We start from the raw sequence: 17,737 nt of genomic DNA on the forward strand, positions 1-17,737 counted from the left end.
GCTGATGCTCCCTTCTTACATTAATAAGCACCATGAAAATGCCATGTCATAACTATAGAATAACAAAACTAACCTTGAAACGTAACTGCAACATATACATTCAAATACATTGATGCAATTAAATTTTTCCAATGCCCGCAAATGATAACCTTTATGGAGTATCCTGGTCTTTTAAAAATAATAGTGCTTTGTTGAGTAAAAATTCAACTTGGTCAAAACATAAACCTATATATGCAACGCAAAAAAATTGATTGTTGCTGTCAAGCAATATTATCAAGGGTTTTGCGAGTAATTTCCTTGCAAACTCTATAAGGAACTATGCAATTTCGTTTGCGGCCGCAAAAGGTATTAAGTAGAACCCTTCATAGTAGTTTCTATAGGTAACTGTCTTCAACCCTACAAGAATAAATTTTAATCATCGCTAACGCTCTGTGAAGCAATCTCTATGGGTGGTATGCGTACATTCATGTAAAACATAACACTGGGGTTAGCAAGCATCATGCTTATTATATAAGGGATTTTATGGAAATTTCATTACTGGCACTGTTGTAAATCTCCACACCGTACTTCAAAAGCCCTTAAATGACAATGGTAATCACAAAGCGTTGCTTTGGTGTGAACTCTCCCTGTTCTTCCCAATATCCCCTTGGAAAACCATATTCCGTAATGCATACAGGGGTATATTAAACAGCACAAACTACAAAGGGGAGGTAGTTTAAAATTTCTCTACAATATAAAACAATAATACAAATAACATTTGAAATAAGTTAATTTACCCCCTCCCCTCAGTCATTTGCAAAAGCCAAAATAGCATACTATCCTTCGAACTTTACATATTGCTGGTGATTTCAAAAGCGTCAGCTTTCCATTAAAATTTGCTTTACTGAAAGTGCAATCCATCCACATGAATACAACAAAATTCAATATACATTGATGAACTTACATTTATCCAAAATTCACAAAGGGGAAGTTCTCTCTTTACAAATTTATAAGTAAAACCACAAATCGTTGCTCGAACACGATAGAGCAGGTTTGCTATATAGTTTCCTCTTGACCTCTTGTATGATTAGGTTGTAATCATTAATACAAGGAGGAGAATACAAAATGCAACAGGAATTACGCAAATATATTCCAGATCAATTAAAAAAAAGGAACCAATGGATTATCCTTAATGGGGAGAACGATTTACTTTCCAATCAAAAATCCCAAGAATCCTTGCAAAACAACACTCAATTAGAATTATTATCATTCGAAAAGGCCTGTAAAATTGCAGATTCAAACTCTTTAGATGTATTGGGGTTTGTTATGACAAAAGATGATCCATTTGTAGCTGTAATCATAAAAGATTGCCTAAATTACCAAGGTGAATTAAACCAACTTGGTATGGAGATTACAAATCAGATTAACAGTTATACAGAATACGATAATGATAATCTTCAAATCATTTGTGAAGGAATACTTCCGTCTGGCAATCAAAATAAGCCACTATATGGCATTGAACTCTTAGATAATGGAATCCTTTCACTAACAGGTGACGCTATGTATGGAAATTTACAAATTACTGACTCCACAAGAGAATTAGTACAAATTTACAACAAGTATTTCTGTGGTGTTGAAAAGCTCCCTAATCAAAAATCGGCTAAGCCAATCCCCTCCAAAAAAGGAATTATTGAATACCTTAGCAAAATGGAGCAAGGTTCTAAATTAATGGATTTGTTCGAAGGGATTTGGAAGCCATATTATGACTCACATTTGGAAGCAGACTTAGCACTTTGCACTGCTCTTGGAATTGCTACAAACAATAACAAAGAGTTAGTAGATGCAACCTTTCGTTCCTCGAAGTTATTTAGAAAAAGTTGGGATAATGAGTTTTATAGAGGAAATACCTATGGAGAGATAATATTGAGGGAAGCACTTAATCCTTCCTCCAAGAAAGATTTCATTGACAACCAACGCTTTTTAGAACCAACGGACTCGTTGCCTCCCTGGTATGTGACTGGTGATAATGGAAAGCTATCGTTTACTCCCGCAGTTCTTGCAGAGCATCTTTCAAATACCGAATCCATCATCTATTCAAATAGTAAGTATTACCAATATAATAAAGGAATTTATAAAGAACTTACCACGCAAGAAGTTAAAAGCATAATTCAACGAAACCTCTTGAAACGTCATGTGAAACCCACACACCTAAAAGACACAGAGGAATTCCTCAAAATCCTAAGCCACCATCCAGATCATATTTTAAATGGAGAAGCATCAAATCATCTCATTAACTTTAAAAACGGTATTTTGAATGTCTATACTAAGGAGTTTTCCCCACACACTCCACAACACCTATCCTCTATCCAAATGGATTGCTACTACGACCTTTCTTCCGAAGCTCCTAACTTCCAAACGTATTTGTCTCAAATTCTTGATGATGATACCCTTCCTCTTGCCCAAGAATTACTCGGTTATCTCTTGATTCCAAACACTCAGGCTCAAAAGGCATTTATCCTTTACGGCCCTGGCCGTACAGGTAAATCTACTTTCTTACAGATTATCGAGATGATCATTGGGAACAACAACATTAGTAATGTTTCATGGCAAGGTTTAGAGGATAAGTTTCAACCTGCTACTCTTTATGGAAAGTTAGTCAATCTTTTTGGCGACTTACCTGCTACCTCATTGAAAGATACCGCAAACTTCAAAGCTCTTACAGGCGGTGACACAATTAATGCCCAATTCAAAAACCAACAGATATTCTCCTTTAAAAATAAGGCACGTCTTGTATTTAGCTGTAATCAACTTCCTTCAAATAATGTAGACCGAACGGATGCCTTTTATCGCCGAATCATCCTTATTCCCTTTGTAAACCAAGTTCCATCTGATCAAATTGATTCCAACCTTATCCAAAAATTAAAAAAGGAAAAAGACGGTATTGTTCAATGGGCGTTACAGGGTTTATACCGTTTACTGAAAAACGACTTCAAGTTCTCAAGGAGTGTGGTAGCAGATCAAATCCTTGATCAATATAAAATGAATAATGATAGTGTTCTGTGGTTTATGAAAAATTATTGCGAACTAAACTTTGAAACAAGATGCTATAGCCAAGACTTATACAACGCATATAAATCCCAATGTAAAATGAATGGACTGCAAGCTAAAACACAGCCACAGTTTAACGATGATATTCTCAAATACTCAAATGGAAGTGTTCTAAAAGACAAAGAAGGAAAAACAAAAAGAGCTATTTATCGAGGAATTTCATTTCAAATGTCCTGACTTTAGCATAATTGCACATCCAACGATTAAATTACACACTGTAAATAGTGAGACAATATCGTACTTTATAAGAACTTCTTCGACAAAAAAAGTGCGATATTGTGTTATAAGTTCGCACTCTATTAAATAGAATAAAGAAACTACTAAAAAGGAGGAATTAACAATGAACAAAAAGTTTAACTTTGCCATCGATTGCGGAAAATCCGAGTGTAAATATGTCGGTAAATTTGATGGCACGTTACACCTTAGTAAATTTAAAAATAGTGTCATAGAAATAGATGATCTTGGTACTGAAATTGCATTAAATAGCTTTCATGTAGAGTATGAGGAAAGGAGTTTTCTGGTAGGCGATATGGTCGGCGATAATACCGACTTTGAGTTAAGTAAACAGAATCACAGTCACAGATTATCCATTTATTTAGCAATAACAAGGCTTCTTGAACAAGCTGAAAAGTCGAAAGAGCCTATTGCCTTTGCCCAAATAAACCTCTCCGTAAATATTCCCCTAAGTTTATATAAGTCCCAACAGAAAAAAACAGAGTTTGCTGAATACCTAAGAAATAATGGTCAACTAATTGCAATGAGCGTTAATGGAAAACCGTTCACATTTCGTATTCAAACCATCTTTTTACTTCCCGAAGGTCTTGGTAATGTCTATCAGAATATGGATAAATACAGGGATAAGAGGGTTTTAATAATTGATATCGGCAGTCTTAATGTGAATTACCTGGAACTAACTAACCTTGTACCGCAGTATGATAAAATGGCTGTCAGTACGCTTGGTATCAACATTCTGCGTGGGAAAATTGCCGAAACACTAAGTAGTAAATATGGCACGATGATTGCTGATGATGTTGTTGAACAAATTTTTAAAGAAAAGTATCTTTATTTAGATGGAGTCAAACAAGTCGAAAGTAAAGACATTATTGAAAAAATGATTGAAAATCACGTACAAATGGTCATTAACTATGCAAAAAGCCGAAAGATTTCCTTTTCAAACACATCTGTTGTTTTTGTTGGAGGCGGTTCAATACTTCTACAAGATTTTCTTTCGCAATTTCCCTTCGCTATTATCGCTCCAAACCCTCAATTTGCTAACGTCTTATCCTTTTTCAAAGTATTAGAGGCAAAGACCATTGTCAAATCGTAAACTCTCCATTAGCTTTAAACGAAAATATCATGATGTCTACGTCTTTTTAAACCACTTAAAAGATAACAAAGAGAATGTCAGTGATTATATTTGTGGATTAGTAAAAGCAGATATGAATAAAGAGAATACACAAGATACTTTTATTCAGGATGAAGTGCGTAAAGTTGTAATTGAAACGCTTCTTGCAGGTAATCTACCTCTAAATCAGCTTCCCGATAATAAAGTAACAACTTTAAATGAGGATAATCAACGGAGTGAGGATATAGATTTGCTAAACCAATTGTTCTAATTTTCATTAGAAAAGGGAGACTGTATATAGTCTCCCTTTAGCATTTTGAAATCCCAGATACCAGATTTCTTTTTTATTATTTGATCTAAACCAATGATTTAACTCTCTTTAAAGCTCAACTGCTTAGACTCTTCTAAATCCATCCAATCATGACTTGTAGAAGTAACAACTCGATAACTAACACCAATCTTATCAAAATATTTCATCGCACATAAGATTTTACGTTTTTCTTGTGGGAATCGAAGCTCTTCAAGTTTTAATCCACCTTTTGTTTCTCTTACTAATTCGAGTTTCAATTTACCATCGTAGTTTCTTACAATTGCCCAATCGGGATTGTAGTTTCCGATTATTTTCGGTAAAAGAATCTTAAACTTTGGCGGAAACTTGAAGTAAAGGATGGTGTTATCTTTTTCAACATCGGGTTTGATTTGATTTTCAATAAAATCACGCTCTACGTCTGAGTCTACCTGTACCTTATCATATAAACCTGCTCTCCCTGCCTCAATCAGTTCACGTTGAGGCTGTTTAACCATCTCAGGGAAAAGTTCATCTAAATCATAGACCTCAGTGTTATCGTCAATTTCAAATTCAATATTATCAACAATATGATCGCTTAAAGTGATACGAATTTGAGATAAAAACTCTGAAATCCAACCTTCAGGATTATAGAAAATCTTTTCTTTCTGTTCCTTAGTAACTCGTTTAAAAATCTCCACTATTGTCTTTTTTGTTAAATTTGTTTCATTGGCTGTACGAGTAATGAAGTCTGGAATTGGATAGGTTGACTTTTCTGCTTGCTCAACCTGCTTTTTTGGTTTTTCAGCTTTCTCAGTTTGAAACTTATACGGTTCATACTTTTTAACAGTAATTTCATTAGTGAATTTCACATATGGTTCACCATATATTTCACCCATATGAAGGACTTTAAAACCTCGTAATTTTTCATCTTTCGTTACTTTCTTGAGGTCATCGTCTGCTTCTACATAAATCTCATTTTCAATCTTACTCCCTCTTGTATCCTCCATTTGAATTTTTAACTTTGCCCGCTCTTCCTCAAGTGCAACGAGCGAAATTTTATATTCACACATAATGAAGCGGCCTTTTGAAACCTCAATGAGAGGTGATGGGAATTTGGCATTATTGATCTTTTCAACACATTGTTCAATAAGTTTTTCTGTATCAACCGATACTTTATAAGACATTTTTTTGTTAAGTTTTCTCCAAAATTCGGTAAACTCCTCTGACTTATAAATAGTGTCCTTGCGATTTACCTCACTTGGTTCTGGTGTCTTTGGAGTTGGTGGTGCATCCACTCCATCTTCAATATATTCTTGCTGTAATCGTGAAACAAATGATTCATACTGCTCATTAGCCACGACAGTTAGTACATTTATATTATGATTTTCAGCTCTTTTACCTTCCTGATCAACAGCCAGTCGTAATCCACGCCCAATTTCTTGACGCTTTTTCATTGTTGAACTTGTTTGGTTTAGTGTACAAATTTGGAATACATTTGGATTATCCCATCCCTCTTTCAAGGCCGAATGAGCAAAGATAAAAGAAACTGGTTCATCAAAACTTAGGAGCCGTTCCTTATCCTTCATTATTAGTTCAAATGCTTGTTTTTCCATTTCACGTTGTTTTTGGTTTTTGCCCTCAGTATCAACAGCTTCCTCTTCAGAAGAATCTGCTTTAGGCTTTGCAAAGTAACCTTGCCTTACATCCAGTGCAGATAAGGCTTTAAATTCATCGTAATGGAGTTTTAAACGTTCAAAACTTTCATCGAACAGTCTTTTAATCATCCCATCTTGTGCAGTATAATTTTTAACTTTATCAATAAAGAACAGAGATAATACCTTTATTCCTTGTGACTTCAATGCTTGTTGTCGTTGCATATGTACACTTATGGTTCTTTCAATTTGAGATCTAAAGATACTCTCCTTTGATAACATTGAATCGCTCACTGACAAAGTAATCCCATTTTCAAACGATACAATTTGTTCTTCCTCTTGTTTGCCGTACCTAATGTCATCTACAATAAATTGCTCATAATCACGATTCTTTGTTTTATTAAATAAGTCGTCACCTTGTTTTAACGTAATATCTCTTTCAACCAACTGTCCCTTTTCCAACACCAAAGCCCTAACTATAGCTGAAAGTGGTTTTCTTTTTATCTCTAACAAACGTAGAATACCCTCATTAAGATTGCCCAATTCAGAAATCCCAATTACCTCAATTTGCTTAACAAGATTATTCCTAAAAGCATCAATCGGAGTTAAACGATAAACTAAATTGGGAGTTTCCCGATGTGTCGCTGAATATCTAAGTACAAATAGAGGCTTTAGTGTACGTATTGCTTCTTTTGCCTTAGTCGTTTCAAAATTCTGTGCTTCATCTAAAATCATTATTGGTCTTGTTGCCTGGATATACTCATAAGGCTTCCACTCACCTTGTAACTTTTCTGTATGTTTAAAAATATTATTACTTGCCTTATTAAATGCATCGATTGTCATAACCATTACAGTTAAATCAGTATTATTTGCAAAAGTATTCAATTCTCCTAATTTTGTACTATCATAAGGAATAACCGTTACATCTTGATTATCATACAGTTGACGGAAGTGATTTCTCATTGTATTTAGAGACTTTATTACACCTTGATATATCGCAACACTTGGAACAACAATAATAAATTTCGAAAAGCCATATCTCTTCCTTAACTCATACAAACTTCTCAAATAAACATAGGTCTTACCCGTTCCCGTCTCCATTTCAACCGTAAAATGGGGTACACGTATCGAGTCATTTCCCGCTACCTCCAGTACCATTCCATCATCAACAAACAAGTCATCGGAGAATTCCAATTCGCTACCACGATTTTCTTCATTATTTCGTTCTTGAATCATCTGTAAATTCTCGAATAACAAAATTTCATCTAAGAATTCATCAGGTGAAAAGTTCGGAGTAACGTCGTTCATTGTGCCAGGAGGCAAGTCAATTTGTTCCTGATAAGGTACTCCTTCAAACAAATCAACAACACTGGAAATGGCATCTAATTGGAACGATTGGTCAGGATCGTATTGAAGCGTTAGTTTCTTCGCCATTTAGTTCACCTCCATTAAATTGTTTTAACGTTCAATCTCTCACTAAGAATAATTTTTTGTTCATTTGATAAAGCACTATCAAGACATATAAGTGTAGATTTTTCATAATCACTTAGTAATTTTTGTTGCAATGATTCATCCAATTCTTCTTCAAGAAATATCAATAATGGAAGTAACTTTAACTTGTTATGTGCAATAATCCATAAGGAACCTTCTTGTTTTATATTACTGTCAAGTGGATAACCTTGATTAAGCATAAATTCAACTACGATATCCTGTTCATCCGCATCATCTGTAAACGGTGCTAAAGTAAATAAATCCAAGTTTTGATTAAGTTCTGAAAGGTCATTTCCTTCATATTTACTCCATTTTCTCAAGTGTGTCTTAGTTAATTTATAAACAGCAAATCCTCTGTCTACCTGTCCATCTTCCTCATTTAATTTTTCAATAGATTTATGAATCCTTGCCTTAGATATTTCAGCAATGTTACTAAACTCTACATCGTCAATTTCTTCTGGTATTTGTATTAAAATAAATTTTCTTTTTCCATCATCCTTCTTATTTGCTTCAAAGACAGCATGTGCAGTGGTTCCTGATCCTGCAAAAAAGTCTAAAATAATGTCATCTTCTTTTGTTAAAAAGCTAATAAAATACTCTATTAATTCTACGGGCTTTGGATTAGGGAAAATATTCCTTCCAAATAATTCAAGAAGCTCATTACTACCACTGCTTGTGTTACCTTTATCAATCAGTATGCTACGAGGTTTTTTCCCTTTTGGTAATCTCTGTTTAAAATGAATTGACCAACCGTCTTCTTTCTTAACAAACCTAATTTCTCCATCTTCAACATCTTTATTAAACCTATCTTGCGACCTTAACCAACTTATTTTATTCCCGTAATCATCATATTCAAGAATTGTTCCATCTGGACAGGTAATTGGATAATATTGCTTCCCTGACTTTCTCTTAAAGGTATCCCAATAAAATCTCCCCAAATCATCCTCTTCACTGTATCTTTTCAAATATTCATCTGAATATTGTTCGTAAAATGGTTGTAATTTGCTTACACTCTTAGCATAAAGCACAACGTATTCATGCTCTACTGCAACAAATATGGAGTCATTACCTCCACCTTTCTTTTTCTGCCAAATAAACTCTGCAACAAAGTTCTCTTCTCCAAAAATCATGTCCATTAACTTCCTTAGATTAGGTTGCTCATTTTCATCTATGCTAACTAATATAACTCCATCATCACTTAGTAAATTATGAGCTAACTTCAACCTTGGATACATCATACTTAACCAATTTGCATGAAACCTACCGCTCGCCTTTGGATTACTTGTTAATAACCCTTGTTCATCTGTTTGCCCTGTTCTTAGCAAATACTTTTCAAGCGATTCTTTAAAATCATCTTTATAAATAAAATCTGATCCAGTATTATATGGAGGATCAATATAAATACACTTCACTCTATTTTTATAACTATTCTGTAAAATACGTAATACCTCTAAATTATCACCTTCGATAAAAACATTTTTTGCTTGCTCTTCTTGTATTCCCTCACCGTCTATAATCTTTAGGGTTCCTTCTGGGGGAACGAATGCGAGTTTCCTTGCCTCATTTCTACCTTCCCACTGCAACTGATAAAATTCATCCAAAGAATCCTCGACTAATTCATCATCAATTTGGTTAATTTCCGCTTTTAAAATTTCAAGGTTCAATTTATTATCTGAAAATGCCTCTGGAAATAATTCTTTCAATTTTAGAATTTTCTCTTTATAACCTTCATTTTGTTCTTTCTTTAATTCCTCAATAGACAAGAAACTCCACCTCAACTCTCTACTAAATTTGTCTCTAATTAAAAAAAGTCCCTATAAACTTTTTTGATATTTATTAATAAGTTCCTGAACTTCACTTCTAACTCCATATGCCTTATCTTCCAAGAATGGAGTTATTAATTCAATTGCATCCTCGCCTAATAAACTACACAAACATCTAATAGCTTCAATCCTCATATGCCAATCCCTATGCTTGAGAAAAGTTAAAAGGTAATCTATATCCTCTTTATCAATTATCCTCCCATATGCAGATAAAGCGTCTAATTTTGCATACGTGGGCCCTGTTTCTAAAATTTTCTTTAACTCATCGATAAATTGCTTGTTATTAGGATCTTCAACAATTCCTTTTATAGCTTCTTTCCTTGTTCCCATATTTGTAGATAATATTTGTTCAATATATGAATCCATTTTTTACCCTCCAACACTTTAGTTATTCTCTTTCTAATCAAACCGTTGATCATCTAAATTCGCTTCAATTACCTCTACCCGTTCATGTTCTGTGCCAAGATCGTCATAAAAAGCTAAAAAATTACTTTTAGCACGACTTGATGTATATGCATATTCTTTAAATGATTCACAGGAGAATCGGGCATCACAGTTTCGACAAACGTGTACTGCAAACGTTTTGTTGTCTTGGACTTTGGAATGTAGTTTCTCTACAGGAGGAGGGCAGAATTGATAACCTTCAATCATATCAACCACTTTGCCAAATTCCTCAATATACTCTTCCACTTGTTCCGTTTCCAATTGAATTGGAACTTCTGGATTCCATTCCTCAATAGCCTCTTCTAAAACCTTTTCATTATTTGATTGTGAGGCTCTTTGTTTTGCCTTTTTTAAATTATCAGTCTCTCCTATGGCAATGATAGATGTACCATCCAATCTTTGTCCTCGGATAGATTGCCAAATGTGACTATAAATGTTCAGTTGTCCTTCATAGTCCTTCTTATTACTCCTAACAAAATCCACATCGTGGGTTTTGATATCATACATGACTACTTTATCATCTTCTTTAACAACATCAACAACACCCTGAATAGTATAAGACTTTCCCGTAGGTGTCTTTTGTTGAGGAAGCGTTAATCTGACCTCAGTATCCGAAACGTTCTCAGCAAGATTCCGAAGTTTTTTCCAATAATGCTTTACTTGCTCCAAAGCTAATTTTTTAACATGAGGGGAGAGGGAGTGTCCCCCTTCTAACCTAAGTAGCTCATAATTCTCTTCGAATGCTTCCTCGATAAATTGTAACATTTCATCATTATTCACTTCTATCACCTCTTAAAGAAATGATTCTATTATGGATATCCTCAATGGTTTGATGAACAAGACTACCAAATAACATCGTCTGGGAACGTGACGGAACAAATCCATACTTTTTGAAAACCATATAGTTTCTTGGACATTTTAAATAGAGCAAATAGTCACTTGTATATGAATACACTTTAGGTATTTCATCTTCTTTAACTTCAACCCTTGGCATATCCGATATTTTTACGTTTGGGATTAAAGGATATTTCATCTCTTCCAGCAATTGTTTAAATGCAGGCTCAACCTTTTGACCCGCACCCCGTAAATTTGATATTATTAACATCTTTTCAGCTCTTGAAAGAGCAACATAGAACAATCTCATAGTATCAAATTCTGGAACTCGCTCCAACGGCTCATTATCACCTTCAACTAATGGTCTAACAATCTCTTCGGCTCTTGGTACACCTCTATTTTTCTTTCCTGGATTTCCAAGAATAACATATGGAAACTCCAAACCTTTTGACTGATGAATAGTCAAGAACGGTACACGACCTTTAGGGAATGGAGTCTCTTCATTTTCAACTTCTGTTTCACCTACTCTAAAAAGACCGTACACATATCTACCAAAAAAGTCATTTGAAAAGTGATCTTCAATTAGCCTTGCACCTGTTATAACGGATCTTGATTGCTCCATATAGCGGGACAAGTATTCTGATATCATAGAGAGGTTACAAATTGGCCCTTCATCTGAACCAATTTCGGCTAATTTAAACATCTGTGAAAAATATGGGAATCCACATATACGATAAAACAAGTCTAAGATGTTCCAATCAACCGATGTTGCCCGATTGAGAATATATTGTAGGCTAAATGGCTTACCTTCTTTTATTCTTTGTTCAATAATTTTATCTAATCTCCCTGAGCCTAATCCTCTAATTGTTTGTTGGGAAATCATTGGTGTTTTAGAGAGCATTCTTTTATGTGTCTGAGGGACATATGTATCGTGCAATGACCATCCATTATCATTTAACGTTTTCAATAATCGGATATAATCCTCTTTACATCTTTTAAGTTCTTCTATCTTTACATTGACAAACCGCTCTAATCGTTCATCTTTTTGCAAAAGTTCTTTTACTATTTCTTCAATAACATCTAACCAATCATGATAATCTTTGTATGCACCAGAGAAATCTTGACGTGCAGGCTTTCCGAATACCTTTGTCAAAATACCAAACATAGCTTTAGCTTCTTCTACTTCTAAAAATCGCCCTGCCCTTGGAGCATATACATTAATTCCTTCCTTTTCTAAAGCTCTCTTCATTCGTTTTACATGCTGATTATTTTTCAATGCAGGGAATAGAAATGCAATTTGGTTGGGATCTTCAACCTTTTTTTCATCAATGAGTTTTTTTACAAATTGAGCAATTTCCTCTGCCACATCCTCAGACTTTGCTGGTGTAGTTGTAATAACAGAAATATCATTATCCTGGTTATGTGCCTGGATATCTTTATCATGTAATCTATAGTATCCTTCACCGTCTTCCCGTACCCAACTAACCTTGTCAATGAAATTCGTATATGTTGATACAATTTGTTTTTTCGAACGATAATTAATATTTAACTTGATTTCCTTTGGCGGTGTTTGTAAGTAAAGCCGACTACGTTGTGGAAATTGAACAAAATTCTCTACTGTAGCTCCACGAAAGCGGTACAAGGCTTGGTCATCATCTCCAACTACACAAAGGTTCTTATATCCCTTGGCTAATCGAAAGAATAGTTGTTCTTGAATTCGATTTGTGTCCTGAAATTCATCAATAACAACGTGTTCAAATTCATTAATTACATGCTCACTTTCAAGTAGTTGATCCAATGCTCTTTGTTGTAAAAGAGAGAAGTCCACCATATTTGAGGTATGAAGTTTCTGCTTATACCATTCGTATAACTTAGCAATATGAAGCAACGGATCATTTTGTTTAATCATTGCATGTTCTTTAATTACGTCTATTGATAAGTTTTCTTCTGAAAACCTGTTAAAAATTGAAATAATGGATAAAGTTGTTTCATGACGTGACTCCGAACGCTTACCAAAGTATTGTTTTATTTCCGCTCGCCATTCTTCTTCTTTTACATGAAGCAATTCTTCAACCATCCTCCAAAATGAACTTGAATTTATGTAAAAATATTGGTCTAATTCATCCATAAGAATCGGCGGTTTTACCCTTGTACGATTTTTTATAAACCGTCTATCACCAATAATCTTTTGACATAGTGAATGAACTGTACCAACATACATTCTTGAGATGTCGTAAGGTGTTCCCGTAACATTGGTAACTGCTCCTAATATGGTCTGTAATCCATCTTTTAACTGCTTTGCGGCCTTTTCTGTAAATGTAGATAAAAAGATTTTTTCAGGTTGTACATTATGAAAAACAATGGCATTTACAGTTCTCCATAAAAGGACTCTTGTTTTGCCCGAACCTGGCCCTGCCATTAGGAATAGTGGCCCATCTAATGATAAAATTGCCTCTCGTTGCCCTTCGTTTGGCTTAAAGGCATGCATTTCAAACAATTCATCTAATGTTAATCCGTTCTTTGTACCCAATTACCTCTCCTCCTAACGTTAGGAATATCCTGACTTTATTTTACCAATAATACAATTGAATTGTTAGTTAATTGGGAAAATCCCGCTCTGGATTATACTTAAACGCAAAACACCCTTTTTCAGCTAATAAAAAAACCGTCTTATGACGGTTTTAATCACAGTTAGATATCAATTTATCCTTTTAGCAATCCTTCTTTATGTTGCTCCCACATTTCATCTTGCATAGGCTTACCAAAATAGAAGGTGTAATTTGATAAATAGAAAATATATTCATCCATCAAATTAACCAATTGGTCAATCTTATCGAACTTATGCTCATACTCATTAACATGAGTTAGGATTCTTCTATTTACATTATCACAAATAACATTCTTTCCTATCTTAGATTCGAAAACATGCTTTCGTTTTACCAATTCTCTATAAAGAGAATCCGTCATTTTTGAAAATTGACAACTGACCATGGAATTCTCGTATCGATCTTTGAAAATTAATTCAAAATTCACTTCCTCTCTACCTCCACCAAACCGAATTTTATTATCATCTAATGTTCTTTTCTCTCTGAATAAATTGGGAAACTTTACCCTTTCTCTTAATTCGTTAAGAATATAGGCATTTGTTTTTTCCCTGATAGATTCCCTCGAATATCCCTTATAGAAATTTTCACCCTCTAATCCGCTACAATTGCTAACATACTTATCAACCGTATTGGAGTAAATTTCCACAGCATTTAATGCGTTTAATTTATCCATGACTTTCAAAACATGCAGTTTATTTAATTCATCCAATATCTCCAAAACACTATCATTAATCTGAACGGCAAAGAATTCAATTCGTTTAGTAGTAAGGTTTTGAAGCACTTCCGCTACATTATCTAAATGATCACTTGAAAAGTTTAATGCACCCCATACAATTTTGCTGTCATTAGGTGCTTTTTGAATAATTGTTTTAACAGATTTCAAGTGAGACATGTTTGAAGGCGTTATCTGATTCTCCACAAATATAGTAATCTTGCCCTCTTCGGATTCTGCCTCACCATAAATATCAATTTTCTTGGCCTCATGGTATTTTTCCCACTTTAATTCCTCAACTTTTTCTGAAACAATATCCTCTACTATTTTCTTATTCAGTAAAGCAATATATAAATTTAGCATATTCTCTCTTTCACTATTGTTTTTGCTCACATTACATCAGCTCCTATAAAAAATAGAGAAGAGAATTGCTCATTCCCTTCTCATAACTGTTTTTAACCATATAATTCTTGTTTAAGATCATCTATCGCATGCATCGCCTCATAAATGTCCTCAAACATTGATTCCTTATCCCATGTAAAACTAACTATTAAATCAATCAAATCCAATAGTGCTTTTTTAGCACTTGGAGAAAAATCATCTACTCCATCCACTGTAAAGTTGTTAGACAACAACAATTGACCCAGTGATACTGTACTTCTACCCGAATTATTCGAGCTTACTTCAAGCAAGTCAACTGTATCGACTCCATACGCAAGGGCCAGCTTCTCAATAATTGGATATGATGGTGATGTTCTCTTGCCTTTTTCTAACTTGTGGATATAAGCAGGATCTATTCCTGTAACATCAGAAACCTCCCTCAAACTCATATTTTTCTTCTTTCTTAGATACAAGATCATACTGCTAAAGTTTTCGTTCACAGATCTTTCCTCTTTCATTTCCTACCATTCCTCCTGTATTCCGCTAAGCGAAATTCCTTTTTATTTTGAACATTATATTATAGATAGTTAGTATTGAAAGATAACTTCAAATCTGATGTAACTTGTAGAATCTTGAAGGAGAACAGTGATACTCAATACATTGATATAGTGATTATGTTTTTCTTTAAACGCCATCAAAACATTTGTAATTTGCTTTATCATTGAGGAAAAGCATAAAGAGCCTTGCGTTTTTGCAAGGCTCCCTCAACTAAGACAAATCCCCTGTTAATTAAAATCTTTTAATCTCACTAACTAATATTCAGACAGATACTCTGACATTCTTTCTAATTTATATGTATAGCTTTCCTCTGTTTCAAACGGCCTTTCTACACAAAAAAACTCTAATTCTGGATCTACTGGCATCCCCCCATATATCAATTCACGCATCGATCCAATGTCAAACTCCCCCATGTTCATTTCTTTATCTGCCCCTTTCTTGCCAATACCTACTAAGAAATCACTTATATGACTATCCCGATAGTTTTTTAAACAAATAGCTTTAAAGTTGCAACGTTCACATACCATTTGACTTTCAGTTTTATTAAAGGCATCCATAACCTCTTCGTCTCGTACACTTAGCTTTTCCTCTAATTTCATCATTCTCTTAGCACTTTGTTTTATCAGTGTTATAACCTCTTTAAAGTCAGATTGATCTACCGTAAAGGATTTGTTGTTGCCACTTTCTAAGTATTCATTTGTCACAATCAAGTTATTTACATCGGCTCCATATATCGATTCTGCGTACATTCCATATATTGAAAGCTGTATTGGATCAAACGCACTCTCTTTACCTGATTTCCAGTCCACAATTCCCCATTCATTGCAATCAGTATCAAAATAAATCAAATCTGCTGAGAGATTAACTTTTATATCATCCAATATAAAAGAACGGTATTTCTCTGCCTCCATTATTTGTAGCTTACCGCTATGAATTTTTTCATTTAAGGTATGAGAGTTTATAAAACCATCTACACAGATATCCACCTTTCTTCTGATAAACTGCTTGAATTGCTCGTCTACCCCACTGTTATAATAGATTTCAAATAACATCGGATTGACTTTCGGATCTTTATACCAAAGTCCCAGCCCATTTTCAGCCTTACTATAAAATTCTTCAATTCTGTTATTCAAATCTTCTTTTATCTTTGTTTGATTCAGCACTTCCCCAGTTTCAAATAGAGTTCGTATTTCTGTATCGATTTTTTGATGAATTTGATCCCCTATCAACAAGTACACATTTGTCATATTTTTCAACCGCCATGCAAGTTGCAAAAATGGAGGCTTTGTTTCAAATTCGCCCCTTTTAGCAATAAAGTAGTTCAAGGCACACTTCATTTCACATTCCATCAACATTTTATGACGAGATAATGACCAAGAGGAAAGTCGTTGCTTCTTATCCACGATACTCACTCCCTTTTTAACAAACTTTTTATCCCCATGTTGTCAGAGAAACATGATTAAAGAGGGGATTCCTTCAATTTCCCTATGTTTTCAACATGATATCACAGGAACATTTGTACGTAAACATGTTATGAACATAGAACAACACAGAATTAAATACCTCTATTATCTAAGAAATCCCTATTTATCAACGAATATACATCAGACAATTAGATAACTTTTACTTACAAATTATCTCTACATTATCTAATAACCAGTAAAAAAGTATCTGATTAAAAACTTCCATTTAAAATAACAAAAATTTTATGCAGTATCCCATGATTAACCCAAGTTGAAGCATCATTAAATCTCCTCCTAATTCAACCATTTTTTCCTGCATGTAACCGTTTAATATTTTCATTATTTACATCTCCTCTATGTTTATTTTTCAGGTACAACAAAAAAGACTGACTTACTTAGAGCAACAGTAATTGCATAATTCGACTACTACTTAGTTCAAGAAGCATACTAATCCCTTGAATCTAAAATGGTAGAAAATCGAACTATACAAAAATGTAATTCTAAGTAAATCAGCCTTAAAAATTTCTTTTAAAAAATGTATTTCAAAAAATTAAAAAAAGTTTGAGTAAAGTTTACATCACTTTACATATTTCTGTCAATCGGCATGGAAATCAATTAATTCCGCATCTGATTCAACAATTTAATTAACCACTCATTTTGCTTTGAAAGTTCGGATTTGTAATCGTCTGGTAATCTTGTAACCTTTCTTGGTGTCGTTTTTTTCCTTTCCCTTTTATCCTTCTCACAATCTTTATTTATAAGTTCATCCAAAGGAACACTGTTTTCTTCCAGGATTTCAGGATCAAAGTCAACACCATTAGACCACCTTATCGTACCTGCTATATTGTCTAAATCTGCCGTCATAAATAGTTCCGAATCATTGATTAGATCTTTCAGTAACCCTTCTTCATTTTGTAGAAACCTTTGCATGTTTAAAATGCGGTATTCGCTATCATCAAATTCCATGATCAATAAAAAGTTTTTTGTTGCATAAAAGGATTTAATTCTCAATAGTATCCCCTCCATTCTCCAATGGAACTTCTTTGTCCTTA

General features: G+C 34.1%; 12 protein-coding genes. 3 read left to right on the forward strand and 9 right to left on the reverse strand.

Annotated elements, in window-relative coordinates; translation table 11 throughout:
• The first annotated feature begins 1,104 nt into the window (after positions 1-1,104).
• The 3 genes from BQ5321_RS22725 to BQ5321_RS22735 all read left to right on the forward strand — a co-directional run bounded on the left by BQ5321_RS22725 (position 1,105) and on the right by BQ5321_RS22735 (position 4,703).
• Complete coding sequence (locus BQ5321_RS22725; protein WP_071396612.1) at positions 1,105-3,264, forward strand: phage/plasmid primase, P4 family; 2,160 nt, start codon at positions 1,105-1,107, stop codon at positions 3,262-3,264.
• Positions 3,265-3,427: 163 nt separating this feature from the next.
• Positions 3,428-4,414, forward strand: coding sequence for a ParM/StbA family protein (locus tag BQ5321_RS22730; protein WP_071396613.1), 987 nt, complete (start codon positions 3,428-3,430; stop codon positions 4,412-4,414).
• Positions 4,401-4,703 (forward strand): hypothetical protein, encoded by a 303-nt coding sequence (locus BQ5321_RS22735; RefSeq protein ID WP_071396614.1) that lies wholly within the window; start codon positions 4,401-4,403, stop codon positions 4,701-4,703. Before BQ5321_RS22730 ends, BQ5321_RS22735 begins: the two co-directional genes overlap by 14 nt.
• A gap of 98 nt (positions 4,704-4,801) precedes the next feature.
• On the opposite strand, the gene BQ5321_RS22740 is transcribed toward BQ5321_RS22735, so the two are convergent.
• From BQ5321_RS22740 to BQ5321_RS22780, 9 genes are all read right to left on the reverse strand, one after another.
• Positions 4,802-7,807, reverse strand: coding sequence for a restriction endonuclease (locus BQ5321_RS22740; protein WP_071396615.1), 3,006 nt, complete (start codon positions 7,805-7,807; stop codon positions 4,802-4,804).
• 14 nt (positions 7,808-7,821) lie between these two features.
• Positions 7,822-9,627, reverse strand: a complete 1,806-nt coding sequence (locus tag BQ5321_RS22745; protein WP_071396616.1) for a site-specific DNA-methyltransferase — start codon at positions 9,625-9,627, stop codon at positions 7,822-7,824.
• Positions 9,628-9,678: 51 nt separating this feature from the next.
• Positions 9,679-10,053 (reverse strand): HEAT repeat domain-containing protein, encoded by a 375-nt coding sequence (locus BQ5321_RS22750; RefSeq protein ID WP_071396617.1) that lies wholly within the window; start codon positions 10,051-10,053, stop codon positions 9,679-9,681.
• Positions 10,054-10,086: 33 nt separating this feature from the next.
• Positions 10,087-10,911: a PD-(D/E)XK nuclease family protein gene (locus tag BQ5321_RS22755; protein ID WP_071396618.1), complete on the reverse strand. Its 825-nt coding sequence runs from the start codon at positions 10,909-10,911 to the stop codon at positions 10,087-10,089.
• Positions 10,904-13,495, reverse strand: a complete 2,592-nt coding sequence (locus BQ5321_RS22760) for an ATP-dependent helicase (RefSeq protein WP_071396619.1) — start codon at positions 13,493-13,495, stop codon at positions 10,904-10,906. Before BQ5321_RS22760 ends, BQ5321_RS22755 begins: the two co-directional genes overlap by 8 nt.
• A gap of 173 nt (positions 13,496-13,668) precedes the next feature.
• Positions 13,669-14,676 carry a hypothetical protein gene (locus BQ5321_RS22765; RefSeq protein ID WP_071396620.1) on the reverse strand — a complete coding sequence of 336 codons (1,008 nt, stop codon included), beginning with the start codon at positions 14,674-14,676 and terminating at the stop codon, positions 13,669-13,671.
• Positions 14,677-14,738: 62 nt separating this feature from the next.
• Positions 14,739-15,182, reverse strand: a complete 444-nt coding sequence (locus BQ5321_RS22770; RefSeq protein WP_071396621.1) for a helix-turn-helix domain-containing protein — start codon at positions 15,180-15,182, stop codon at positions 14,739-14,741.
• Positions 15,183-15,476: 294 nt separating this feature from the next.
• Positions 15,477-16,625, reverse strand: a complete 1,149-nt coding sequence (locus BQ5321_RS22775; protein WP_071396622.1) for a PD-(D/E)XK nuclease family protein — start codon at positions 16,623-16,625, stop codon at positions 15,477-15,479.
• A gap of 675 nt (positions 16,626-17,300) precedes the next feature.
• A complete protein-coding gene (locus tag BQ5321_RS22780; protein ID WP_071396623.1) occupies positions 17,301-17,696 on the reverse strand; it encodes a DUF2442 domain-containing protein in 396 nt (131 codons plus the stop codon).
• Positions 17,697-17,737 lie beyond the last annotated feature (41 nt).

Source organism: Bacillus tuaregi (assembly GCF_900104575.1).
Classification (GTDB): domain Bacteria; phylum Bacillota; class Bacilli; order Bacillales; family Cytobacillaceae; genus Bacillus_BD; species Bacillus_BD tuaregi.

Excerpts from the sequence above, each read along its gene's own strand:
- BQ5321_RS22750 (WP_071396617.1), bottom strand. The coding sequence starts at position 10,053 with ATGGATTCATATATTGAACAAATATTATCTACAAATATGGGAACAAGG.
- BQ5321_RS22770 (WP_071396621.1), bottom strand. The coding sequence starts at position 15,182 with ATGAAAGAGGAAAGATCTGTGAACGAAAACTTTAGCAGTATGATCTTG.
- BQ5321_RS22740 (WP_071396615.1), bottom strand. The coding sequence starts at position 7,807 with ATGGCGAAGAAACTAACGCTTCAATACGATCCTGACCAATCGTTCCAA.
- BQ5321_RS22725 (WP_071396612.1), top strand. The coding sequence starts at position 1,105 with ATGCAACAGGAATTACGCAAATATATTCCAGATCAATTAAAAAAAAGG.
- BQ5321_RS22730 (WP_071396613.1), top strand. The coding sequence starts at position 3,428 with ATGAACAAAAAGTTTAACTTTGCCATCGATTGCGGAAAATCCGAGTGT.